General features: G+C 63.8%; 21 protein-coding genes. 15 read left to right on the forward strand and 6 right to left on the reverse strand.

The features are described 5' to 3' along the window. Nucleotides 1–2,049: a S46 family peptidase gene (locus AX703_RS08555; protein WP_062343617.1), complete on the forward strand. Its 2,049-nt coding sequence runs from the start codon at nt 1–3 to the stop codon at nt 2,047–2,049. 50 nt (nt 2,050–2,099) lie between these two features. Here the strand turns inward: AX703_RS08555 and AX703_RS08560 are convergent, their stop codons facing one another. Together AX703_RS08560 and AX703_RS08565 are read right to left on the reverse strand one after the other, a co-directional pair. Then, a complete protein-coding gene (locus AX703_RS08560; protein ID WP_062343618.1) occupies nt 2,100–2,474 on the reverse strand; it encodes a glycine zipper 2TM domain-containing protein in 375 nt (124 codons plus the stop codon). Nucleotides 2,475–2,688: 214 nt separating this feature from the next. Then, the gene (locus tag AX703_RS08565; protein WP_062343619.1) at nt 2,689–4,137 is read right to left on the reverse strand and encodes a porin; all 1,449 of its coding nucleotides are present in this window, start codon (nt 4,135–4,137) and stop codon (nt 2,689–2,691) included. Nucleotides 4,138–4,433: 296 nt separating this feature from the next. Between AX703_RS08565 and lepA the strand changes: the two genes are divergently transcribed. Then, a complete protein-coding gene (lepA, locus tag AX703_RS08570) occupies nt 4,434–6,251 on the forward strand; it encodes a translation elongation factor 4 (protein WP_039335165.1) in 1,818 nt (605 codons plus the stop codon). 6 nt (nt 6,252–6,257) lie between these two features. Here lepA and AX703_RS08575 read toward each other — a convergent pair whose 3' ends face one another. Further along, the gene (locus AX703_RS08575) at nt 6,258–6,530 is read right to left on the reverse strand and encodes a hypothetical protein (protein ID WP_062343620.1); all 273 of its coding nucleotides are present in this window, start codon (nt 6,528–6,530) and stop codon (nt 6,258–6,260) included. Nucleotides 6,531–6,594: 64 nt separating this feature from the next. Further along, nucleotides 6,595–8,367, reverse strand: coding sequence for a DEAD/DEAH box helicase (locus tag AX703_RS08580; protein WP_062343669.1), 1,773 nt, complete (start codon nt 8,365–8,367; stop codon nt 6,595–6,597). Between the two features lie 256 nt (nt 8,368–8,623). On the opposite strand from AX703_RS08580, the gene AX703_RS08585 reads away from it, so the two are divergent. From AX703_RS08585 to AX703_RS08595, 3 genes are all read left to right on the forward strand, one after another. Next, nucleotides 8,624–9,535: a CmcJ/NvfI family oxidoreductase gene (locus tag AX703_RS08585; RefSeq protein WP_062343621.1), complete on the forward strand. Its 912-nt coding sequence runs from the start codon at nt 8,624–8,626 to the stop codon at nt 9,533–9,535. 58 nt (nt 9,536–9,593) lie between these two features. Further along, on the forward strand, nt 9,594–10,082 hold the full coding sequence (locus tag AX703_RS08590; RefSeq protein ID WP_062343622.1) for a flavin reductase family protein: 489 nt from the start codon (nt 9,594–9,596) through the stop codon (nt 10,080–10,082). 253 nt (nt 10,083–10,335) lie between these two features. Then, nucleotides 10,336–11,031, forward strand: a complete 696-nt coding sequence (locus AX703_RS08595; RefSeq protein WP_039335157.1) for a Crp/Fnr family transcriptional regulator — start codon at nt 10,336–10,338, stop codon at nt 11,029–11,031. A gap of 76 nt (nt 11,032–11,107) precedes the next feature. Here the strand turns inward: AX703_RS08595 and AX703_RS08600 are convergent, their stop codons facing one another. Together AX703_RS08600 and AX703_RS08605 are read right to left on the reverse strand one after the other, a co-directional pair. After that, nucleotides 11,108–13,579, reverse strand: coding sequence for a TonB-dependent receptor (locus AX703_RS08600; protein WP_062343623.1), 2,472 nt, complete (start codon nt 13,577–13,579; stop codon nt 11,108–11,110). A 312-nt stretch (nt 13,580–13,891) separates the two neighbouring features. After that, nucleotides 13,892–14,578, reverse strand: a complete 687-nt coding sequence (locus AX703_RS08605; RefSeq protein ID WP_062343624.1) for an OmpW family protein — start codon at nt 14,576–14,578, stop codon at nt 13,892–13,894. Nucleotides 14,579–14,813: 235 nt separating this feature from the next. Between AX703_RS08605 and ccoN the strand changes: the two genes are divergently transcribed. Genes ccoN through hemN form a run of 10 tightly spaced genes read left to right on the forward strand, consistent with a single transcriptional unit; the run spans nt 14,814 to nt 24,217 of the window. After that, a complete protein-coding gene (gene ccoN / locus AX703_RS08610) occupies nt 14,814–16,460 on the forward strand; it encodes a cytochrome-c oxidase, cbb3-type subunit I (RefSeq protein ID WP_062343625.1) in 1,647 nt (548 codons plus the stop codon). 24 nt (nt 16,461–16,484) lie between these two features. Further along, complete coding sequence (gene ccoO / locus AX703_RS08615; RefSeq protein ID WP_039335152.1) at nt 16,485–17,234, forward strand: cytochrome-c oxidase, cbb3-type subunit II; 750 nt, start codon at nt 16,485–16,487, stop codon at nt 17,232–17,234. Beyond that, on the forward strand, nt 17,231–17,401 hold the full coding sequence (locus tag AX703_RS08620) for a cbb3-type cytochrome c oxidase subunit 3 (RefSeq protein ID WP_062343626.1): 171 nt from the start codon (nt 17,231–17,233) through the stop codon (nt 17,399–17,401). Before ccoO ends, AX703_RS08620 begins: the two co-directional genes overlap by 4 nt. After that, a complete protein-coding gene (gene ccoP, locus AX703_RS08625; RefSeq protein ID WP_062343627.1) occupies nt 17,394–18,344 on the forward strand; it encodes a cytochrome-c oxidase, cbb3-type subunit III in 951 nt (316 codons plus the stop codon). The genes AX703_RS08620 and ccoP overlap by 8 nt, the downstream gene beginning before the upstream one ends. 23 nt (nt 18,345–18,367) lie before the next feature. Then, entirely contained in the window at nt 18,368–19,876 is a 1,509-nt protein-coding gene (gene ccoG, locus AX703_RS08630) for a cytochrome c oxidase accessory protein CcoG (protein ID WP_062343628.1), read from the forward strand. A gap of 8 nt (nt 19,877–19,884) precedes the next feature. Beyond that, a complete protein-coding gene (locus AX703_RS08635; protein WP_197423655.1) occupies nt 19,885–20,355 on the forward strand; it encodes a FixH family protein in 471 nt (156 codons plus the stop codon). Further along, the gene (locus AX703_RS08640) at nt 20,352–22,475 is read left to right on the forward strand and encodes a heavy metal translocating P-type ATPase (RefSeq protein WP_062343630.1); all 2,124 of its coding nucleotides are present in this window, start codon (nt 20,352–20,354) and stop codon (nt 22,473–22,475) included. The genes AX703_RS08635 and AX703_RS08640 overlap by 4 nt, the downstream gene beginning before the upstream one ends. Continuing rightward, on the forward strand, nt 22,472–22,621 hold the full coding sequence (ccoS, locus tag AX703_RS08645; RefSeq protein WP_062343631.1) for a cbb3-type cytochrome oxidase assembly protein CcoS: 150 nt from the start codon (nt 22,472–22,474) through the stop codon (nt 22,619–22,621). The genes AX703_RS08640 and ccoS overlap by 4 nt, the downstream gene beginning before the upstream one ends. Beyond that, nucleotides 22,618–22,878: a hypothetical protein gene (locus AX703_RS08650; RefSeq protein WP_062343632.1), complete on the forward strand. Its 261-nt coding sequence runs from the start codon at nt 22,618–22,620 to the stop codon at nt 22,876–22,878. Before ccoS ends, AX703_RS08650 begins: the two co-directional genes overlap by 4 nt. Continuing rightward, entirely contained in the window at nt 22,868–24,217 is a 1,350-nt protein-coding gene (gene hemN / locus AX703_RS08655) for an oxygen-independent coproporphyrinogen III oxidase (protein WP_082734490.1), read from the forward strand. Before AX703_RS08650 ends, hemN begins: the two co-directional genes overlap by 11 nt. Nucleotides 24,218–24,313 lie beyond the last annotated feature (96 nt).

Raw genomic sequence — 24,313 nt, forward strand, 5'->3', positions numbered from 1 at the left:
ATGGCCAAATTCCGTCTTGCCGCTTCCGCTGCGCTGCTATCGTTGTCATTCCATTCTGCGCAGGCTCTGGCTGACGAGGGCATGTGGACTTTCGATGCATTCCCGACGGCCAGGATGCAGAAGGACTACGGGTGGGCACCCGATGCGAAGTGGCTGGCCCGCGTGCAGGCAGCAGCAGTGCGCCTGACCGGCGGCTGTTCGGCCAGCTTCGTCTCGTCCGAAGGGCTGATCCTTACGAACCACCATTGCGTCGTCGAATGCGCGCAGGACAACTCGACCGACCAGCGTGATCTCCTGAAGGACGGCTTCGTGCCCGCCCGGCGCGAAGACGAACTCAAGTGCCCCGGCCAGCAGGCCGAGGTCGTGACCGCAATTTCCGACGTGACCGCACGGGTCAAGGCGGCGATCGGCACTTCCACCGGCGAGGCGCTGGTCAAGGCGCGCGATGCCGAAGTGGCGCGGATCGAGAAAGACGGGTGCAAGGACGGCAAGACCACGCGATGCGAGGTTGTAACGCTGTTCGGCGGTGGCCAGTACAAGCTCTATACCTATCGCAAGTATTCCGACGTGCGCCTGGCCTGGGCGCCACAGTTTCAGGCGGCGTTCTTCGGGGGCGATCCGGACAACTTCAACTACCCGCGCTATGCGCTCGATGCCGCGTTCCTGCGCGCCTACGAGAATGGCAAACCGGTTCCAACTCCTGCCCATCTCTCATGGAACTCTCGCGGGCCGAAGGTAGGCGAAGCCACGTTCGTGGTGGGCAATCCGGGGGCAACGCAGAGGCTTTTCACCACTGACCAGATCGCCTTCCAGCGCGAAGTCGGACTTCCGCTGACAACGACCATCCTGTCCGAACTGCGCGGGCGCCTTATTGCGGCAATGGACAAGAGCCCGCAGCAGAAGCGCGAGGGCGCCGACGAACTGTTCGGGATCGAGAACAGCCTCAAGGTCTATATCGGGCGGCAGAAGGCGTTGAACGATCCGGCATTCCTCAAGATGCTTGGCGATGCCGAGGCGGACCTGAAGGCGAAGACCAAGGGCAAACCGGGGATCGGCGATCCATGGGCGGATACGGCAAAGGCAGTCCAATCCTATCGCGACATCTATGTGCCGTGGCGCTTCATCGTGCCGCACTCCGCATTGATGGATCAGGCCATGAAGCTGGTGCAAGGCGCGGCAGAGCGGGAGAAGCCCAATGCCGAGCGCCTGCCGGAATTCCGCGATTCCAGCCTCGAACTCACGGCCAAGACGCTGCTCGACGATGCACCGGTGTATCCGTGGATGGAGCAGCTGGAACTGGCATGGAGCCTGTCGAAGGCGCGCGAGTATCTTGGTGCCGACGATGCTGACACCCGGCTGTTGCTGGGTAAGGAGTCGCCGGAGGCTTTGGCCGAGCGACTGGTTGGCGGGACGACGCTGGCCGATCCGGCGGTTCGCAAGGCGCTGTGGGAAGGCGGCCGCAAGGCTATCGAGGCGTCATCCGACCCGATGATCGTCTATGCCCGCAAGATCGACGCCCGAGAGCGGGAACTGAAGAAGCTGGTGGACGAACGCTATGCCGGACCTCTGGCCGAAGCAGGAGCCCGGCTCGCCGATGCGCGGTTCATGGCCTATGGCAACAGTGTCTATCCCGACGCCACGTTCACGCTGCGCATCAGCTATGGGAAGGTCGAGGGCTGGAAGGAGCGCGGGCAGGACGTTGCGCCCGTCACCACCATCGGAGGTGCCTTCGACCGGGCGACCGGTGCCGAACCGTTCGATCTGGCCAGTGCATTTGCGGCGAACGAGGCGAAGATCGACAAGTCCTTGCCGTTCGATTTCGTCACGACGAACGACATCATCGGTGGCAATTCGGGATCGCCGGTCATCGACCGCGACGGCAGCGTGATCGGCGCGGCGTTCGACGGTAATATCCATTCGATCGGTGGCAACTACGGCTATCAAGGTGAAGTCAACCGGACCGTCGTCGTCAGCACCGCAGCGATCCAGCATGCGTTGGACGTGATCTATCCGGCCCCCGCGCTAGTCAAGGAACTGGCGCGCAAATAGCAAAAGGGCGGCCCTTGCGAGCCGCCCCGATGCTTGAAGCTGAAAATCGCTTAACGGCAGCGACCACCACTCCGTTCGATCTCACGCCCGAGCAGTGCGCCGCCCGCTGCGCCGAGGATCGTGCCCAGAGCGCGATCGCCCCGCGTATCGATCGTGCGGCCCAGCAGCGCGCCGCCTGCAGCGCCGATGATCAGCCCGGTCGTGCCGTTGTTGCGACGGCAGTAGTAGCGTCCGTCACGACCGCGCCACACGGTATCGCGGCTTCTGATGCGACGCGGCTCAAGGTAGCGGCCACGGCTGTCATAGATGCGGTCGTGCTTTGCCCGGTGACCGTGGGCAGGAGCCCAGTGCGGGGGATCTGCCAGCGCCGGTGCGGCGGGAATAGCGATGGCTGCCAGGGTTGCGGCCAGAATGGTCTTTCTCATGGGATGCTCCCGTAGTCGAAACGATGCTTGCAGTTCGGTTGATCCGATTTGCTGCGACAACGGCGATCCTTGCGACACGATCCACAACGTCGGATGAACAGGCACGGCAGCTGCGCGGCAAGCGACGATCCGCCTCTTGCCTGCGATAGGCGGACGCCCAAGGACAGGCCTTTTCGCGGTGCCGGACCGACCGGCACCATTCAGGCCCACATGATCAGTAGTTCCACTGCACCTGCGCGCGGATGACATCGCCCTTGGCCTGCCCGGTCCGTCTCTCGTCTGCTTCGGTACGCGAGACGTTGGCATAGTTGAGCGTGACTTCCAGTTCCTTCAACGGGAGCCACTCGACGCCCACCTCGTACTCGTCCGTTTCGAGCCGTGGCGCGTTGATCGCGCTCTTCCAGCCGCCGCGATACTTCTGCCAGCGCGCAAACGGAATGAGCTGGCCGATCGGGGTTTCCGGCATGCGGTACATGGCCATGACATAGCCGCCGGACGCCCGCTGCGAACGGATGGCGCCAAGCGTGCGGTCCCATTGCGGCGCGGTCCCGAAGGTCCATTCGGCTTGGATGCCGAAGGGCTTGGGATAGATCATGCCGTGGAAGTTCACGTGGTTGTCGTCATAGGAGATCGTCGAGACGCCGCCGGTGCGGACTTCGGGTCGGAACTGGTTGCGCATTGCGGTCACGCCGAATTCCGCGACCTGGCCATCAAGGCCGATGCCGTCGAGCCGGAACGGCACCGTCGCCATGGCGACCGTCATCAGACCGCCGTTGCGTTCAACCTTGTTGATGCCCTGGCCGTTGTACGCGGCAATGGCGAAGGCGCCGTAATTGCCAAACAGCTTCTGGCCATCCTGGGTAAGCTCGTCCCAGATCTTCTGGATCTTCGGCGGGGTGTAATAGAGGACGGCGCCAAGATCGCGTTCACCGGGAACGGGCGCGTTGATCGCATCGGTACGATCCAGCGGCACACGGTTCGAGGAGCTCTGGAGGTTCTCCCAGCCATAAGGCACCTTCGACTGGCCGAGACGCACCTTCAATGTCTTGGCCTTGTCGAGGAACACGTCTGCATAGGCATCGCGCATCTGGAAGAAATGCTGGCGCGATTCATTTGCCGACTGGTTGCTGACCGCAGCCGCCATATCGCCTTGCATGTAGAGCGAGACGCGGTCGGAGATGTCACCCTGCACGACAAGGCGAGCACGGCGCAGCGTGAAGTTCCCGTTCTCGCTGATCCCGCTGTCCTGCACCGAGCGCAGCCTTGATACTCCTGCAGGCGCGTTCTTCGGCCCGCTGACGATCTCGTTTAGGCGCATCTGGGTGTAGCCCCGGATCATCAGCTTCTCGTGCCAGGCCTTCTTCTTTTTCTCGACCGGTGCGGCGCTGGCCAAGGCAGCGGGCGTGGCCGTTGGTGCCGTGGCAGCAGGATTGGACGAAACTGGCGCTGCCGGGGCAAGAGGCGTGGTGGTGGCTGGCGCGGCCGCTATTTGCGGAGCCGCCTGGGCCGCCTGCATTGCTTTGACGATGGCCTTCAGTTCATCGACCTGGCGCTGAAGATCGGCGATCTTTGCGTCCTGATCTTCGGCCGCTGCCGCGATCTGCGGCGCAGACAGGAAGACGGTTGCTGCCAACGCCGCCTTGAACGCCTTGCTTGCCGACACTTTGCTTCTCCGTTCGCTGTGTTGCCGGAGCCGCTAGGCGCTGAAAATGACGAGTTTGTGACAGCCAGTTGACGCAATGGCAGATTTCGCATTGTGGAATACGACTTATCCATATGATTCTAAGTGGAAAAATAATATTTCGGCTTTGTGTCCGATGTCGAGAAACTGACGCACATCTGAAAAGAATCGCGTCTCGGGGCTTTCACCGATGCAGACTCCGGCCATCGTGACTCGCTGGATCACACCTGCTAACGGCGCTCCGGTGCGCACCGCACCGCTTTCATTCAAAGACCGACATGACCGACCTTTCGCTGATCCGCAATTTCTCCATCATCGCCCATATCGACCACGGCAAGTCGACGCTGGCGGATCGTCTGATCCAGTACACCGGGGGCCTTTCCGAGCGTGAGATGTCTGAGCAGGTGCTCGACAACATGGATATCGAGAAGGAGCGCGGCATCACGATCAAGGCGCAGACCGTGCGCCTTGATTACAAGGCCAAGGACGGAAAGACCTATCAGCTCAACCTGATGGACACGCCCGGCCACGTCGACTTTGCCTATGAAGTCAGCCGGAGCCTTGCCGCCTGCGAAGGCGCGCTGCTGGTGGTGGACGCGGCGCAGGGCGTGGAAGCGCAGACGCTGGCCAACGTCTATCAGTCGATCGAGCACGATCACGAGATCGTGCCGGTGATCAACAAGATCGACTTGCCCGCCGCCGAGCCCGAAAAGGTCAAGGCCGAGATCGAGGACGTGATCGGCCTCGACGCCAGCAACGCCGTGATGACCAGCGCCAAGTCGGGCATCGGCATCGAGGAAGTGCTGGACTCCGTGGTCGAGCGCATTCCCCCGCCGAAGGGCGATCGCAGCGCACCGCTCAAGGCCATGCTGGTGGACTCGTGGTACGACCCGTACCTCGGCGTCGTCATCCTCGTTCGCGTGATCGATGGCGTGATCAGGAAGGGCCTGCAGGTCAAGTTCATGGCCGGGGGAACCGAACACCTGATCGACCGCGTCGGCTGCATGCGGCCAAAGATCGAGACGCTCGACGAACTGGGTCCGGGCGAGATCGGCTTCATCACCGCGCAGATCAAGGAAGTGGCGCAGGCCCGCGTGGGTGACACGATCACCACGGTAAAGCAGGGCGCCAAGGAAGCACTGCCGGGCTTCAAGGAAGTGCAGCCGGTCGTGTTCTGCGGCATCTTCCCGGTCGATGCTGCAGAGTTCGAAAAGCTGCGCGAAAGCATCGCCAAGCTGCGCTTGAATGACGCATCGTTCAGCTTCGAGATGGAATCGAGCGCAGCATTGGGCTTCGGTTTCCGTTGCGGCTTCCTGGGATTGCTGCACCTCGAGATCATTCAGGAGCGTCTCAGCCGCGAGTACGATCTTGACCTGATTACCACTGCACCATCAGTGGTTTACCGCATCCAGCTGCGCGCCAGCCGCAACGATGATGCGCGCGAGATCCTGCTGCACAATCCGGCCGACTATCCCGATCCAAGCCGCATCGAACAGATCGACGAACCGTGGATCAAGGGCACCATCTATACGCCGGACGAGTACCTCGGCTCGGTGCTCAAGCTGTGCCAGGACCGGCGCGGCGTGCAGACCGGGCTGACTTATGTCGGCGGGCGTGCGCAGGTGACCTACGAGCTGCCGTTGAACGAAGTCGTGTTCGATTTCTACGACCGTCTCAAGTCGATCAGCCGTGGCTATGCCTCGTTTGACTACGAGCAGATCGGCTTGCGCGAGGGCGATCTCGTCAAGATGAGCATTCTCGTCAACAACGAGCCAGTCGATGCGCTGTCGATGATTGTCCACCGCAGCGCGGCCGAAGCGCGTGGACGCCACATGTGCGAGCGCCTCAAGGACCTGATCCCGCGCCACCTGTTCAAGATCCCGGTGCAGGCAGCCATCGGCGGCAAGGTTGTTGCCCGCGAGACGATCGCGGCGATGCGCAAGGACGTTACCGCCAAGTGCTATGGCGGCGACATCACCCGCAAGAAGAAGCTTCTGGAAAAGCAGAAGAAGGGCAAGGCCCGCATGCGCGAGTACGGCAACGTCTCGATCCCGCAGGAAGCCTTTATCGCCGCCCTGCGGATGGGCGAGGAATAAACCGCCTTACTGCTGTTGCGACTGCATTGGCGTTGTGCCGTCAGCCGAGGAGCGGTCCTCGGCTGGTGCGTTCACAGGCGTGTCCGCGCCGGTGCCTGACGGAGTCCCCGTCGGGTTTCCGTCATAGGCGCCGCCCATGCCCTGGTTCTCAGGAATATCCTTGGCGTCCATGGGCTGTGTCGGCGTATCCGCCGCGTCGCACGCGCCGAGCATCAGTGCGAAGGGCAGGGCCAGCGCCCCGATAAGGCGGAAGGTGGCAGGTTTGGGCATCTGGGACATGTGAAAACTCCGGCTCGAACATCATGTCCAAGCCGGAGCAGACGATTCCGTTCCACGAGGTTGATCAGCGTGGCTGCGCAGGGCCCTTCCGGTGCGGCTTGCCTTGCGGACGCTGGCCGGCCGGGTGAGGGCGGCGTGGGCCGCGATGGTCGTCGCCGCGACGGTCGTCGTTGCGCTGGAACTTGCGCGGGCCGTCATTGGCGCCGCGGCGATTGTCGCGCGCCATTTCGCGCGGACCATCTGGCGCGGCTTCGATGTGGATGCCGTTCTCGTCCTCGCCCTTGGGATCGGCGGTGCGGCGCACGGCATCGGCGAAGCGGTCGGCAATGGCGCGAGGGACCTGGAACCAGGTATCGTTCGGCGCGATGCGGATCGCGCCGATTTCCTGGCGCGAGACGTGACCGCGACGGCACAGCGTCGGCAGGATCCAGCGCGGATCAGCGTTCTGGCGACGGCCCACGTCCATGCGGAACCACACCACATCGTCAAAGCCGGGGCGGTGCGCGGCCTGCTTGCGACCTTCGTCGGTGCCGGAGAGCAGCTCTTCGGGCTGGGGCAGGGCAGCGCGATGGGCGCGGACCAGCGCTGCGGCCAGCTCCTCGGCGCTGCGCTGTTCGAGCAGGGTGCGGGCGATATCGAGATCGGCCTCGTCCGGCTCAACCGGTGCGAGGATCGTTTCGAGCAGGCGTTCGCGGTCCTGCGCGCGGATCGCTTCCGGCGTCGGCACTTCGGCCCACTCGGCATTGATCTTGGCCCCGCGGAGCATCATCTCGACGCGGCGGCGGCGCGGGAACGGCACGATGAGCACGGCCGTGCCCTTCTTGCCGGCGCGACCGGTCCGGCCCGAACGATGCTGCAGCGTTTCGGCATCGCGCGGAATCTCGACGTGAATGACGAGGCTCAGCGAAGGCAGGTCGATGCCGCGCGCGGCCACGTCGGTGGCAACGCAAACGCGAGCGCGGCGGTCGCGAAGGGCCTGCAGCGCGTTGTTGCGCTCGGACTGGCTGTGCTCGCCCGAAAGCGCGACGGCGGTGAAGCCGCGTTCCACCAGCGTGGCATGGAGGCGGCGGACGTTGTCGCGCGTGGCGCAGAACAGCATCGCGGTTTCGGCCTCGTGGAAGCGCAGCAGATTGACCACGGCGGCTTCGATCTCGGCAGGAGCAACGGCGACGGCGCGGTAGGCGATATCGCCATGGCCACGATTTTCGCCAACGGTGGAGATGCGCAGCGAGTTCTTCTGGTAGCGCTTTGCCAATGCCTCGATCGGCTTTGGCATCGTCGCCGAGAACAGCAGCGTGCGGCGGTTTTCCGGCGTTGCGTCGAGCAGTTCCTCGAGGTCTTCGCGGAAGCCCATGTCGAGCATCTCGTCGGCTTCGTCGAGCACGACGCAGGCGAGCGCGGAGAGGTCGAGCGCGCCGCGTTCGAGGTGGTCACGCAGGCGGCCCGGCGTGCCGACGACGATATGCGCTCCGCCCTGCAGCGTGCGGCGTTCGCGAGAAGGGTCCATGCCGCCGACGCAGGTGGCGATGCGCGCGTGGGTCGGCGCATAGAGCCACTGCAGTTCGCGGCTGACCTGCAGCGCGAGTTCGCGGGTTGGCGCCACGACCAGGGCCAGCGGCGCGGTGGCGAAGGGGAGGGCGCTTTCGTCGCCGATCAGTTCCGGCGCCATGGCAAGGCCGAAAGCCACGGTCTTGCCCGAGCCCGTCTGCGCCGACACGACAAGGTCGCGCCCCGAAGCTTCGGGTTCGGTAACGGCAGCCTGGACGGGCGTAAGCGCCGTATAGCCATGCGCTTCGAGTGCCTGCGCGAGCGGGCTGGGGAGGTGTGCAAAAGTCATCGTCAAAATCGCCATTCCTGCCGCCGAAGCGACATTCGCATATGTGTTGGGCCAATATCGGCTGGGTGGCCGGGGTACTTCCCCGGCACGAATCGCCTCAGCCCGTTCCCACACAGTGCACGGCGATACCTGTGCGGCGGCCCCTACACGTGTTTTACGCGTTTGGCTTGCATTTCTTTTCAAGGCACCACTTGATTAGGCAGGCTAACATATGTGAAGGTCGGCCGGATCAGAAACAAGGCCTTGGGAGAGGCAGATGAACGTCACTGCGCAGCTTGAGCCGATCGAGGAATCTGTCCGCCGCGCTCCCGCGCTGATCCGGTATCTGGGCGAGGGGGACTACGTCACGCGGCGTTATGTCTCGCAGGGCGCCGAGATGAACACCGGCGAGTATTTCGATTACGCTTGCGAAGTGCGCGACGGGATGACCATCCGCGATCACTTCACGCTTGACACGCATGGCTTCGTGCTCGGCAAGCATCGCTCTGCCATTGCCGATTTCCACGATAAGCCCGCGGTCGACGCCGCCTATCTGGCTGAAGTCGAGGACCTGGTGACGCGCCTTTCCGGGGCAAGCCGAACCGCTGCTCAAGGGTGGATGATCCGGACGTCGGCTGATCTGTCGGCCAGGGCGAAACAGAAGGTCGAGGGTTATCAGCACTCCGGCGGAATCCAGCCACCGGCAGGCGAAGCGCACGTCGATTATAACGAGATTACCGGGCAACGCGCCGCCGCGCGGGTCTATGCCGATCGGTTTGCCGATGGTCCGGGGTACAAGCGCTATATCTGCTTCTCGCTGTGGCGGACGTTTTCGCCCGGGCCGCAGGACTGGCCGCTGGCAGTATGCGACGGACGCACGGTGAGTGATGAGGAAACCGCCTCGAACACCCTGTTCGTGGTCGATGAATTCCCTACCGGCGACGCCCTGACCGCTCCTGTCGAAGGGGAGGACCAGATGATCGCCGCGACGATCTTCCGCCATCGCGAGCGCCACCGCTGGTGGTACTTCTCGAACATGCAGGCAGACGACGTGCTGCTGTTCAAATTTCAGGACAGCGATCACTCGGTCACCTGGCGCTGCCCGCACACCGCGTTTCACGATACCAGCCTGCCCGATGCGAAGATCCGGGAAAGCATCGAAGTGCGCTGTATCGCGTACTTCGAATAGCCCGCCAGACCTTCAGGGACGGTTGACGCCCGCGCGAAATGGCGACAGGCAGGCGCGCATGATCGATCCCCGCCATTTCCGTAACGTCCTCGGTACCTGGCCGACAGGTGTCTGCGTCATCACTTCGGTCGAGCCGGATGGAACGCGGCACGGTCTGGTCGTGGGCTCGTTCAGTTCGATCTCGCTCGATCCGCCGCTTGTGGGATTTTTCCCGGACAAGCGATCGAGCACATGGCCCAGGATCGCGGAGACGGGCCGGTTTTGCGTGAATGTGCTGGGCGCTGACCAGTTGGAGCTGTGCAAGCGCTTTGCAGCGAAGGCTGAGGACAAGTTTGCCGAGCTTGCGCACGATCACACGCCGTCCGGCATGCCGCTTCTCGAGGACGCGATTGCCTGGATCGACTGCACGGTCGAGCGGGTCGAGGACATCGGCGATCACTTTCTGGTGGTTGGCGCAGTCGAGGCGCTGGACCGTCGCGAAGACGGCACACCGCTGCTGTTCTTCCGGGGCCAATATCACGACGTGACGCAGCTTCCCGCGCTCTGAATTCTGCAGCAATCCTAAAAATTGTTGGTGTTTTTGACTTCCGTCAACGCGGGCTCGGGCGCGCGCGGATAGTCATGACTTCGACGAAGCGGGGTGGACGCACCCCACCGGCCTCCGCCCCGCTTCGGCGATTTCTCCCCAACTCGGGCGGCCCGGCAGACCCGGACCGCCCAATTTTTCGTGGCTCGGAGGGACGCAACGCTGATCCTTTTCGCCAATTGCCGGAAATGGTTCGGAATGATAACGAAGCGCCATGTCTTCCTGTGATACCTGTGTCGTCCGCAATCGTGCCATTTGCGCCGGACTCGACAACCGTGAGATTGAAGCGCTCAATCAGATCGGTCGACGCAGAGTGGTGACGGCGGGCGAACCGCTGATCTGGGAAGACGATGATTCGCTGCTCGTCGCCAATGTGATCGAAGGCGTCCTCAAGCTGACCACCAGCACGGAGGACGGGCGCGAGCAGATCGTCGGCGTTGCCTATCCATCGGATTTCATCGGCCGTCCGTTCGGACAGACCAGCAGCGCCAGCGTGGTCGCGCTGACGGATGCGCGTGTCTGCGTGTTCTCGCGCAACGATTTTGACCGCTTCGCCCGCGAACATCCCGAGCTTGAGCACAAGCTGCTGGAGCGCACTCTTGCGGAACTCGACCGCACGCGTTCGTGGATGATGCTCCTCGGGCGCAAGAACGCATCGGAAAAGATCGCGACATTCCTGCTGGAAATGTCCGATCGCCTGGCGGAAACGGGATGCACTCCCGCTTTCGGCCCTGCACGCCGTTTTTCACTGCCGTTTTCCCGCCAGCAAGTTGCCGACGTTCTGGGACTGACGATCGAAACGGTCAGCCGTCAGTTCACCAAGCTCAAGAATGAAGGCGTGATCGAACTGCCTTCGCGTCGCGAGGTGGAGATACTGAACCGGCAGGCGTTGGTCTCGCTGGCCGGTTGAATCCGGCTCCAGCGTTGGAAATGGAAAAGGCCGGCCCTTTGCGGGACCGGCCTTTCTCTTGTCCGATCCCGAAGGATCAGAACGACTTGCGCACGGTCATGCCGATCTTGCGCGGCGTGCCGACGTTGTAGCCGAGGCGTGCGCGGCCACCGCGTTCGCGGTCGAGCGAGAGCAGCGGCGTTTCGTTGAACAGGTTGTTGGCATAGACCAGAACCGACAGGCCGTTCTCCCAGTTCAGACCCGCCGAGATGTTGACGAGGTTGTAGCTTGGCAGCTGATACGACCCGAAGTTGTAGACGCCGCTGCCGTAGGCGCCGGTTGCCGGATTGAAGAACAGCGAGTTGCCGAACACGCCTGCGCCGGCCTCTTGATCCGAGGGCTGGGTGAAGCGGTTGCCGACATGCTGGAAGCTGGCATTGGCCGACAACTCCATGCCGCTAGACACTTCAGTGGTGTAACCGGCTGTTGCCGACATCTGGAACTTCGGCACGGTCGGCAGGCGGTTGCCGTCACGGATGCCCGCGATGATCGCGCCAGTGCCGTCCTTGACGCTGCTGTCGAACTGCGATTCGATCACCGAGCCGTTGACTGCGAGCGAGAAGCCCATGCCGAGGTCGGCAGCGAGTTCCATTTCGACACCGGTGGTGTGCGCCTTTGGCACGTTGAACACCACGCGCGACGAGCAGCTTCCGGCGTCGGCCGTGACCTGCAGGTTGCGGATATCGTTGTAGAACGCCGCCGCATTGAAGGTGACGGGGCCGCTGGCGAGCTTCACACCGGCCTCGTAGTTCCAAAGGGTCTCGTCCTTGTAGGTCTGGCTGTTACCGAAGATGACCTTGTCGTTGGCCGAGCAGAGCGGCAGGTTCAGCGGGTCGTTCACGCCACCAAGGCGAAAGCCTTTCGAAGCCTGCAGGTTGATCGAAAGATCCCGGCTCGGCTGATAGCTGACGATGAAGCGGGGATTGAACCCGTCGCTCTTGGTCTTGTCGGCAATCCGGCGGTCACCGTTGGCGAAGACGCCGCCCGAGATGAAATCGCGCGATTCCTTGAAGTCGTAGTAGCGACCGCCTGCGGTCATCTTGAAGTCGCCGATCTTGTAGCTGGCTTCACCGAAGATCGCGAACTGCTCGATGTCGTATGGGATATCGGCATTGTAAGGCGAGTTCGCGGGGAACCCGTTGGCGATCGCAGCGTCGGTCGACACGAACGGGGTCCGCAACGCCGGATTGGCGTTGGGAACGCGGCACGTGTTTTCGGCTTGGCACAGGGCGGCAAGGAACAGGTTGCCGAAGGCGTCGTAACCCGGGGTGGGCAGGCGCTGGGCGTATTCACGGTCGATCTTGCTGTAGAACCCGCCAAGTACCCACTGGAGTGGGCCTTTGCCTGACGAGGCCAGGCGCACTTCCTGGGTCCAGGTCTTCAGCTTGGTGCCATCGCGCAGGTTCGAAGGCAGGTTTGCGCCCGGCGCCACAAGCGGTTCCAAACCGGCGAACGAGACCGAGACCGAGCCGGTCAGGGCCGAAGCATCGCGGCTAACCAGAATATCGCGGTTGATATAGGTCGTGACGCTGGTGACCTCGATCGAATCCGAAACTGGAGCCGTGATCGTGAGGTCAGCCAAGGTGGTCTTGTCGCGGAAGCCTTCGCGCAGCTTCAGATACTGCGTGTTTTCCGGCAGCGCGGGAGCGCCAGCCAGCGGGCTCTGGTAGAAGTGGTACACGTCCGCGCGGTTGAAGCCGTTGGTCTTGATGTCCTGGTAGACGATGCGCGGCGTGATCTTCACGCCAGCAACAGGTTCGAACAGCGCTGCTGCGCGAACGCCGTAGCGTTCGCCGTCGTTGATGTTCTTGCCGGCCGCCGGGCCGACTGCGTTGATAAAGCCGGCAAAGTGCTCGCCATAGCCGACCACGCGCAGCGCGGCGTTCTCGCCCAGCGGCACGTTGACGGCGCCCTTGGCCGAATAGCCGACATCGCCGCCGTCGAGCACGTTGACGTCAGCGGCGACCTGGCCTTCGGTCTGGCCCAGCTTGGGCTGGTTAGTGATGTAGCGGACGGTACCGCCCACCGAACCCGAACCGAACAGCGTGCCCTGCGGCCCGCGCAGCGTTTCCACGCGGTTGAGGTCGAACAGGTCGAAATCGGGGGTGAACAGCGACAGCGAGGTGACGGATTCGTCGAGATAGATGCCGACCTGTTCCTTCACGCCCGGCTGGTCGCGGACGATCTGGCCTGCCGATACGCCGCGCACGGAAACCTGGCTCTGGCCGGGCCCGAGGTTCTGGACAGTGAGGCCGGCGACCGAGCGCGAGATGTCTTCGATCGAGCTGGCGCCGGTCTTTTCGATGTCGGCTGCGGTCTGCGCGTTCACCGAGAACGGCACTTCCTGGATCGTCTGGGCGCGCTTGGTTGCGGTGACGACGATTTCGTTGCCGGTGCTGCCGTCTTCAGCCTGTGCTTCATCGGCGGACTGGGCGAGTGCGGGCGTCGCGATCACCAGCGAGGCGACGGACGAGAGCAGAATCCTGCGAATGCGGGCTGGGTTAGCCATTGTTGTATCCTCCCAAAATGGCGCAATTGTAGTTGCGATGGCAACTTGTTCGTTGACAAGTGCTGGAGTTCCTATGCGCTAGAGCAACGGTTCGGCGCAATCAGGCTTTGGGGAAGTTCCGCCTATTCAGCCACACCTGTGTCTGCGGCGCAACAGGCCTGAAATGCCCGGAAATGTTGGGATTTGTAAGTTGAACAAACAAAAAAGTGGCGGGCAGAAAACCAGCGAGGCGATCCCAGAACCTCGTGATTTCCTGCCCGCCGTCCCCTGATCCGGCGCGCGTGGGGGGTGCCGGACGGGAAGGGGATTTCGTCAGAAGCGGTATGCGAGCCCTGCGCTCACGACCCACGGGTCAAGCGAGTGCTTGGTGGTCAGGACTTCGGCATTTCCGGCATAGAAGTGGGCGGTCGTGTCCTGGAAATACTTCTTGGCATCGATGCTGACACCAAGGCCCTTGTCGTTGACCGGAATGTCCACGCCCGCTTGAAGGGCAAAGCCCACTTCGTTGGACATCTTGACCTTGGTCACGCCCAGGCCAGTGATGCTCGAACCGGGCTTTTCACCGAAGATCAGGAACATCGACGGACCAGCGCCCACATATGGCTTGATCCCGCCGCCCATCGGCAGGTGATACTTCAGCGTCAGCGTGGCCGGCAGCACCAGCACGTGGTCGACGATGTTGGTCGCTGGGGCCAGGGCGCCCACGCCGCTGACATGGTGCTGGGTGAAGCAGCAGATCGTCTCGGCCGAGACGTTGGGCGTCAGAAAATACTCGACCGCAAGGGTCGGCACATAGTTGTCGTTGGCCTTGGTCTGCGCGCCGGTGGTCAGGCCCAGGGGGTCTTTCTTCACTTCCACGATCTTGCCGTCCGGAAGCACGCCAGTGCCGAGCACCTTGACCTGCAGCTTGCCTTCGGCCGAGCCGGCAAGGGCCGGTGCCGGTGCAAGAGCGGCGGCTGCGAAGGCCAGGGGCAGGGCGGCGGTAATCAGCTTCTTCATCGGTCTTGTCCTGCACCACGGATGGCCAGCCCCTCGCTGGCCCCAGATCGTCCGTGGCTTGGACAGCTTGATGCACAGCACCGAATCACGAGACATTGACGAAGCGCAAAAATGCGAAAACGCGATCTACGACCAAAGTATAAGGCTGATTTTGCGCGATTTGACTCTGGTCAATGTTCCTCCTCGCCCTTGGGTGCAGCGCGGCATGCACATCACTCATGGAAGGGAAGGCTCCATGGAATCGGCACTATCGCGCTCGGGCCTCTGGCTCGTTGCGCTCTTTATCGCCGTCGCCGCCTGCGCTGCAGCCGTCGACACGGGTTTCGCGATCCACATGGGCATCGTGGCACTGGCCTGCATCATCGGGCTGATCGTCACGCTGCGCGGGGTGGATCTGTCGAAGGCCATCCTCGCACCTGATCAGGGCCGCTACGACGACGACGTGATCCGCTGGGGCGTGATCGCGACCGTCTTCTGGGGCATGGCAGGGTTCCTGGCAGGGCTCTACATCGCACTGCAGCTGGCGCTGCCGGTCCTGAACCTCGGTCTTGAATGGACCGCGTTCGGCCGCCTGCGCCCGCTGCACACCTCTGCGGTCATCTTCGCTTTCGGAGGCAACGCGCTGATCGCCACGTCGTTCTACGTCGTGCAGCGTACTTGCCGGGCGAGGCTGGCCTTCCCCGGCCTCGCCCGTTTCGTGTTCTGGGGATACCAGCTGTTCATCGTGCTGGCGGCAACCGGCTATCTGCTCGGCATCACGCAGGGCAAGGAATATGCCGAGCCCGAATGGTACGTCGACCTGTGGCTGACCATCGTCTGGGTGGCCTACCTCGCGGTCTTCGTCGGTACGATCGTCAAGCGCACCGAACCGCATATCTATGTCGCCAACTGGTTCTACCTGTCGTTCATCGTGACCGTGGCGATGCTGCACATCGTCAACAACCTGAACTGGCCGGTCAGCTTCGTCGGCAGCCGCAGCTACCCGATCTTTGCCGGTGTGCAGGGCGCGCTGGTGCAGTGGTGGTACGGCCACAACGCGGTCGGCTTCTTCCTCACCGCCGGCTTCTTGGCGATGATGTACTACTTTGTTCCGAAGCAGGCCGAACGCCCGGTCTATTCCTACCGCCTGTCGATCATCCACTTCTGGGCGCTGATCTTCCTCTACATCTGGGCGGGTCCGCACCACCTTCACTACACCGCGCTGCCCGACTGGGCGCAGACGCTGGGCATGGTCTTCTCGGTCATGCTGTGGATGCCGAGCTGGGGCGGCATGATCAACGGCCTGATGACGCTCAACGGCGCCTGGGACAAGGTCCGAACCGATCCGATCATCCGCATGATGGTCATGGCGCTCGCCTTCTATGGCATGAGCACCTTCGAAGGCCCGATGATGTCGATCAAGTCGGTGAACAGCCTGTCGCACTATACCGACTGGACCATCGGCCACGTCCACTCCGGCGCGCTGGGCTGGAACGGCATGATCACCTTCGCGGCGGTCTATTACCTCGTGCCGCGCCTGTGGAACCGTGAACGGCTCTACTCGCTGCGCATGGTCAACTGGCACTTCTGGCTCGCGACCGTGGGCATCGTCTTCTACGCCGCCTCGATGTGGGTGGCAGGCATCACCCAGGGCCTGATGTGGCGCGAATATGGTGCCGACGGCTACCTGGTGAACAGCTTTGCCGAAACCGTCCTTGCGCTGAAGCCGATGTTCTTTCTGCGCGCCTTCGGTGGCCTGCTTTACCTCGCAGGAGCCGTGGTCATGACCGTCAACGTCTGGCGCACGATCCTTGGGGCGCTGCGTGACGAAGCACCGATGAGCGATGCCCCCTACGATCCCGAAAAGGACCGTCCGATCCTCGCCGCGCCTGCCGCAGCCTGATCAGACGCATCCGGAGAAAATCCCATGACGACAATCGTGGAAAAGCACAAGAAACTGGAGCGCAACGTGACGCTCCTCGGGCTCGCGGCCTTCGCGGCAGTGACCGTGGGCGGCATCGTCGAGATAGCCCCGCTGTTCTGGATCGACAACACGATCGAGAAGGTGGACGGCATGCGCCCCTACACCCCGCTCGAGCAGGCCGGACGCGACATCTATGTCCGCGAAGGCTGCTATGTCTGCCACAGCCAGATGATCCGTCCGTTCCGTGACGAGGTCGAACGCTACGGCCACTACAGCCTTGCAGCGGAATCGATGTACGACCATCCGTTCCAGTGGGGCTCGAAGCGTACCGGGCCTGACCTTGCCCGCGTCGGCAATCGCTATTCCGATGAATGGCACGTGCAGCACCTCAAGGATCCGCGCGCCGTGGTGCCGGAATCGATCATGCCGACGTACGCGCACCTTGCCGAGCATGACCTGAACCCGGGCGACATGACGGCAGAGCTGCGCACGCTCTACCAGGTCGGCGTGCCCTACTCGAAGACCGACATCGAGAAGGCCAACGAGGACCTCAAGGCCCAGGCCGATCCGAACGCAGACGCGACCGATCTGCTCAAGCGCTACCCCAAGGCGCAGGCGCGCGACTTTGACGGCGATCCGACGCGTCTGACCGAGATGGATGCGCTTGTCGCCTATCTCCAGATGCTGGGCACGCTTGTCGACGTGAACGCCCCTGCCGCGCAGGAGAAGCTCGCCAAGGAGAAGGGCCGATGAGCACCCACTCCACTTACGACATGCTGCGGCATCTCGCTGACAGCTGGGGCCTGCTGGTGATGACGGCCATTTTCGTGGGGTTGAGCGCATGGCCGTTCCGCCCCGGTGCGAAGTCGCTGAACCGCGAAGCCGCCAACTCGATCTTCAAGGACGAAACCGATGTCTGAGTCTAACAAGATTCCGGCCTCCGCCGGAGGGCGCATCGACGACGCAACCGGCGTCGAAACCGTCGGCCACGAATGGGACGGCATCGAGGAACTGAACAATCCCCTGCCGCGCTGGTGGCTGTGGTCCTTCTACGCCACGATCGTCTTCTCCATCGCCTACTGCGTGGTCTACCCGGCCTGGCCGATGATCGACAAGGCGACGGCGGGAACCTTCGGCTGGACCAGCCGCGGCCAGCTCGACCAGGAGATGAAGACAGAAGCTGCGCGCAAGGCGGGGCTCTTGGCCGAACTCGACAAGGCCTCGATCGAACAGATCGCCGCTGATCCGCGCCTGCGCCGCGCCGCGATCGACGGTGGACGCGCCGCGTTCAAGGTCAACTGCATCCAGTGTCACGGCAATGGCGCCGCTGGCAGTGCGGGCTATCCCAACCTCAATGACGACGACTGGCTGTGGGGCGGCGATGTCGCCACGGTCCACCAGACGCTCGTCCACGGCGTGCGCCAGCCCGGCGACGACGCCACCCGCATGAGTCAGATGCCGGCCTTCGGGCGCGATGGCATCCTGACGCCGGCCCAAGTGCAGGACGTGGTCAGCCATGTCCGCGTGATCAGCGCCCAGGAGAAGCCGAGTGGCTCCTCGCAGCGCGGCGCCGAGATCTACGCCGCAAACTGCGTCGCTTGTCATGGCGCCAGCGGTGAAGGCGATCGGGCTTTTGGCGCGCCCAAGCTCAGCGATGCGATCTGGCTCTACGGTGGTGACCGCAAGGCGCTGACCCAGACGGTGACGAACGCCCGGTACGGCGTGATGCCATCGTGGGGCACGCGTCTCGATCCGGTGACGGTGAAGATGCTGGCCACTTACGTCCATTCGCTGGGCGGCGGCGAGGAAGCACCCGCTCCTGCCGCTCCCGAACCCGCAGCAGCCCCCGCTGCGGCCAAATAACCCGAACACAGGACAGCACGGTCATGACTGCGCACGATCCCAAACTCCGCGCGGACCACTCGAACGAAATCGGCCTCTACGAAAAGCGGAAAGGCGTTTTCCCGAAGGCTATCAACGGACCATTCCGCCGCTTCAAGTGGCTGGTCATGATCGTGTGCCTGGGCATTTACTGGGGCACGCCGTGGATCCGGTGGGACCGCGGCCCCTATGCCCCCGACCAGGCGGTGCTGATCGATCTGGCGCACCGCCGGTTCTTCATGTTCGATATCGAAATCTGGCCGCATGAATTCTACTTCGTGGCAGGCCTGCTGATCATGGCCGGGATCGGCCTGTTCCTCGTCACCTCGGCGGTGGGTCGCGCCTGGTGCGGCTATGCCTGCCCGCAGACGGTGTGGACGGACCTGTTCCAGCACGTCGATCGCTTCATCGATGGCGACCGCAACGCCCAGCTGCGCCTGCAGAAGGCGCCGTGGACAGCCGGCAAGATCGGCAAGCGCGCGCTGAAGTGGACCATCTACCTCGCCATCAGCTTCGCCACGGGCGGGGCCTGGATCTTCTACTTCGCCGACGCACCGACGCTGCAATACGAATTCTGGACCGGCACTGCCGCTCCTGTCGCCTATGCCACCACATTCGTCCTGACGATGACGACCTTCATCTTCGGCGGCTTCATGCGCGAACAGGTCTGCATCTACATGTGCCCCTGGCCGCGCATCCAGACCGCGATGCTCGACGAGAAGAGCCTGATCGTCACCTACAAGGACTGGCGCGGCGAGCCGCGCGGCTCGGTCAAGAGCGCGGTCAAGGCTGCCACTCCGCTGGGTGACTGCATCGACTGTATGCAGTGCGTCGCCGTATGCCCGACCGGCATAGACATCCGCGAGGGGCCGCAGATCGGCTGCATCACTTGCGCGCTGTGCATCGACGCCTGCGACAAGGCCATGGCCGACGTCGGTCGCGCGCGCGGACTGATCGACTACTGCACGCTGGTCGATGCCGAAAAGGAGAAGAAGGGCGAGGAGCCCACCCCGGTCCTCAAGACCATCTTCCGTCCGCGCACGCTGATCTATCTCGGGGTGTGGTCGGCGATCGGCGCGGCAATGCTCTTCGCCCTTGGCCAGCGCGCCCGTCTCGACATTTCGGTGGCCAAGGACCGCAATCCCGAGTTCGTGACGCTGTCTGACGGGACAATCCGCAACGCCTACACGATCAAGCTGCGCAACATGGAAGAGCGCCCGCGCACCTTCCGCGTCGCGTTGGAAGGCCTTGAAGGCGCTGCCATGTTCACCGACGAGATGGACGCAGCCGCTGCCAAGCGCGATCTGACCTTCCGCGTCCCCGCCGACACCACGCAGCGCCTGCGCATCTACGTCGTTGCCCGGCGGCGTGGTGAACATGGCGAACACCGCCGCGAGGGCCACGGTGAGGGCCATCATGACAGGGGCCACGGCGAATTCGCCTTCGTCCTCACGGCCCCCGATGACGAAGGCGGCATGGACCGCAGCGAAACCAGCTTCACCCTCCCTGAATGACACGGCGAATGACCCAGACCAGCCGTACCGCTCGCCCGTTCACCGGCAAGCACATCACCCTGATCCTCGTCAGCTTCTTCGGCGTGGTCATCGCGGTCAACGTCCTCATGGCGCGGCTTGCCACGGACACTTTCGGCGGGGTGGTGGTCGAGAATTCCTACGTTGCCAGCCAGCAGTTCAACGGCTGGCTCAAGGAAGCCAGCGCTGAGCAGGCGCTCGGCTGGAAAGCCGACATCGCCCGCGACGAGCAAGGCAGGGCGGCGATCACATTGCGCGACAGCAAGGGCAGCGCCATCGCTGCCGCCAAGGTCTCTGCTGTTGCCGAACATCCGCTCGGCCAGCGTCCGGAGACCGACCTGACCTTGCACGAACTTGCACCGGGCACTTACGCCGCCCCGCTCGAAGCCGGTCGCTGGCGCTTGCGGGTCATGGTCCAGGCCGAAGGCAAGGTGTGGCGCACCGTGGGTGAAGTGCTGTGACCGTCGCCGCCCGCCTTCGCGCTGTCCCTGACGATGCAGTCCACACTGTCCTCGCCGTGCCGGGCATGCACTGCGCCGGCTGCATGGGCAAGGTCGAGCGCGCGCTCGCCGCGCTCGACGGGGTGGCCAGCGCAAGAACCAACCTGACCGCACGGACGGTGGAAGTCATCCACGCCCCGGAGGTCGAGCCGCCAACGCTCGTGGCGACGCTCGCAGCTACCGGTTTCGATGCGCAGCCGCGCGAGATCGAGGCCGAACCCGTTTCGGCCGTCAGGCCACTTCTCGCCCCACTCGGCGTTGCCGCCTTCGCCTGCATGAACGTCATGCTCATGTCGGTCAGCGTCTGGTCGGGCGCCGACGGGACGACGCGATCGCTGTTTCACTGGGTCTCGGCGATGATCGGGGTGCCCGCCATCGTCTATGCCGGCCGCCCGTTCTTCGCTTCGGCCTGGAAGGTGCTGCGCCATGGCAGGACCAACATGGACGTGCCGATCTCCATCGGCGTGACCATCGCCACCGGATTGTCGTTCTACGAAACCCTGACCGGCGGGGCAGAGGCCTGGTTCGACGGCGTGCTCATGCTGCTGATGTTCCTGCTGGCAGGGCGCGTGCTCGATGCGATGATGCGCGATCGCGCGCGTTCGGGCGTCGATGCCCTGTTGCGCCAGGTCGCCAGTGGCACGATGGTCGTTGAGGCGGATGGCGCAACCCGCTGGCTCGACACGAAATCGCTGCAGCCCGGCATGCTCATGCGCGTCGCGGCGGGCGAACGCCTCGCCGCCGATGGCGAAGTCCTGCGCGGCACGACGCGCTTCGACCAGTCGCTGCTGACTGGCGAAAGCGCACCGGTCGAGGCCGCGCCCGGCACGGTCGTTCACGCCGGGACACTGAACGTCGATGCACCGGTCGACGTGCGCGTCACCGCCATCGGACAGGACACCGCGCTGTCGGAGATCGCCCGCCTGATGGAGGCGGCCGGGCAATCGCGCTCGAAGTTCGTGCGCATCGCCGATCGCGCCTCGCGCCTCTATGCCCCTTCTGTCCACACGCTGGCGGCGCTCACCTTTGCCGGATGGATGATCGCGGGCGCTGGCGTCTACCAGTCGCTGGTCATCGCCATTGCGGTGCTGATCATCACCTGCCCCTGCGCGCTCGGCCTTGCCGTCCCGGTAGCGCAAGTCGTAGCGGCAGGCGCGCTGCTGAAGCGCGGCATTCTGGTCAAGGACGGATCCGCGCTCGAACGCATGGCCGAGGTCAACCGTATCCTGCTCGACAAGACCGGTACGCTCACGCTCGGACGCCCCGTGCCGGACGAAGTCGCGCTCGGCGCATTGACGGAAGCGCAAGGCTCGGTCGTCATGGCCCTTGCCAGCCATAGCCGCCACCCGCTGTCGCTCGGCCTGGTGCAAGCCCTTGGTGCCCGCGGCGTGCGGGCCGCAGTTGTCGAAGATGTGCGCGAGGAAGCAGGGCAGGGCATCACCGCCCGCTGGAACGGTCTGGCGGTCGCGCTGGGCCGTCCTGCCTCGTCGCAGGGCATGGCCACGGCGTTCCGCATCGAAGGCGATGCCGTCCGCGTCATTCCCTTTGCTGACCGTCTTCGCCCCGATGCAGATGAGGCTCTGGCGCAGTTGAAGGCTCTGAATGTCGATCCTTCGATCCTTTCCGGAGACTCGGTCCCGGCAGTGGCAGCGGTAGCCCGCGCCACCGGTCTGACGGCGCAAGCCGCAGCTTCTCCTGCCGACAAGCAGGAGGCTCTCCAGCGCCTGCAACGCGTCGGCTGGAAGGTGATGATGGCCGGCGACGGCCTGAACGACGGCCCGGCGCTCGCGGCAGCAAACGCCTCCATCGCGCCGGGTTCCGCCAGCGATGTCGGGCGGCAGGCAGCGGACATGGTGTTCACCGGAGACTCGCTCCTCGCCGTCCCTCGCGCGATCCGCGTCTCGCGGGCGACCATGCGCGTGGTCCGGCAGAACTTCGCGCTCGCCATCGGCTACAATGTGCTGGCTGTGCCGCTGGCCATTCTCGGCCACGTCACCCCGCTGATCGCCGCCGTCGCCATGTCGACCAGCTCGCTGATCGTCGTCGCCAATTCGCTGCGCCTTGCCGGAGAGACGAAATGAACGGCATCGCCTTCATGCTCCCCATCGCACTCGGCATGGGGCTGTTCGGACTGGCCGGGTTCTTCTGGGCCTTGAAGTGCGGGCAGTTCAGCGATCTCGATGGCGCCGCCGCGCGCATCCTGATCGAGGAAGAGGATCAGCCATGAACCGCCTCATGCGCCTGTTCGCGCCATTGGCCGTGCTGCAGATGGCCATGCCGTCGCCCGGCCACGCCAGCGTCATGATGGTTGCGTCGTGCGGCGGAACCGGCGCACCGATACCGATCCGCATCCCCGCCAAGGATGATGGCAGCAAAAATCTGCCCTGCTGCAAGGTTTGTCATATCTCAATGCGCAAGCGCACGGGCGCCGATAGCTGTTGCGGAAATGGAGACGACGGAGAAGGTGAAGGCGATGGCTGCTGACATGATGACGGGGCCTGAAGTCTTCGGCCAATGGACCTACTGGCCAGAGCTGCTCGAACGCCCGGTTCCGCGCTACACCAGCTATCCCACCGCTGCCGAGTTCGTCGAGGAGAGCTTCGAGGACCGGCAGCGTGAAGCGTTGAAGGCCCTGCGCGGCACGGTCTCGCTCTATCTCCACATCCCTTATTGCCGTGAGATATGCTGGTACTGTGGCTGCAACACTGGCGCAGCCAACAAGACCCAGCGCCTCGCCGCCTACATGGAAGCGCTGCATCACGAGATCGACCTGGTCTCGCGCCTGCTGCACCCGTCGGTCAAGGTTTCGTGCATCGCCTTCGGCGGCGGCAGCCCCAACGCCATCAAGCCGACCGATTTCGTCCGCCTCGTCGACAAGTTGACCCTCAGCTTCCGCCTCGCCAATCCGGTGCTGTCGATCGAGCTCGATCCCCGCACGCTCGAGCCCGGCTGGTTCATGGCGATCCGCGGCATCGGCGTGATCAAGGCCAGCCTCGGGGTGCAGACGCTCGATTCCCGCGTCCAGCAGGCGATTGGCCGCGTCCAGCCGCGTGACGATATCGAGCGCGCGGTTGCAGGCTTGCGCAAGGCCGGTGTCGATTCCATCAATTTTGACCTCATGTACGGCCTGCCGTTCCAGAACGACGATATCCTCAGCCAGACGCTGGACCAGTCGATCGCCATGGGTGCCGATCGCTTCGCCTTGTTTGGCTATGCCCATGTGCCCCACATGATCCCGCGCCAGCAGCGGATCGATGCCAGCGAACTGCCAGACCAGCGCGCGCGCTTCCGCATGGCCGCCGAAGGCTATCAGCGCCTGATCAGTGCCGGGTATCAGGCGGTCGGCTTCGATCACTTCGCCCTGCCGGACGATGACCTTGCCATCGCCTCGCGCGCGGGCACCCTGCGCCGCAATTTCCAGGGCTTCACCGAAGACCGGTCCGAAGTGCTCATCGGCCTTGGCGCATCATCGATCAGCGAATTCCCCGAGCTTTACGTGCAGACCGAGAAGAACGCCGGCCGCTATCGCATGCTGGTCGGCGCCGATCAGTTGCCGGGACGGAAGGGCGTGGTCCGCACGGCCGAGGATCGCCGCCGCGGCGCGATCATCAACGACATCCTCTGCCGGGGCAGGGCGCAGATCGACTCCGATCTTCTGGCCATGAACCGCAGCCGGCTGGAGCCATTTATCGCACGCGGCCTCGCCCGTCTCGAAGGCAACGTGCTGAGCCTGTTGTCGGGCAACGAGCCCTACGCCCGTTCGATCGCCTCGGTGTTCGACGCCTATCGCACTGGTGAGCGGCAATTCAGCTCGGCAGTGTGAAGTTCCAGTTGTTCTGCGTTCCCCAAGAATAGCTATGCGCCTGCCCTTAGCAGGTGCACAATCCGGCTGAGTCGCGTTAAGTCCGCTTCACCAAAC

This window comes from Novosphingobium sp. CCH12-A3, assembly GCF_001556015.1.
Lineage (GTDB): Bacteria > Pseudomonadota > Alphaproteobacteria > Sphingomonadales > Sphingomonadaceae > Novosphingobium > Novosphingobium subterraneum.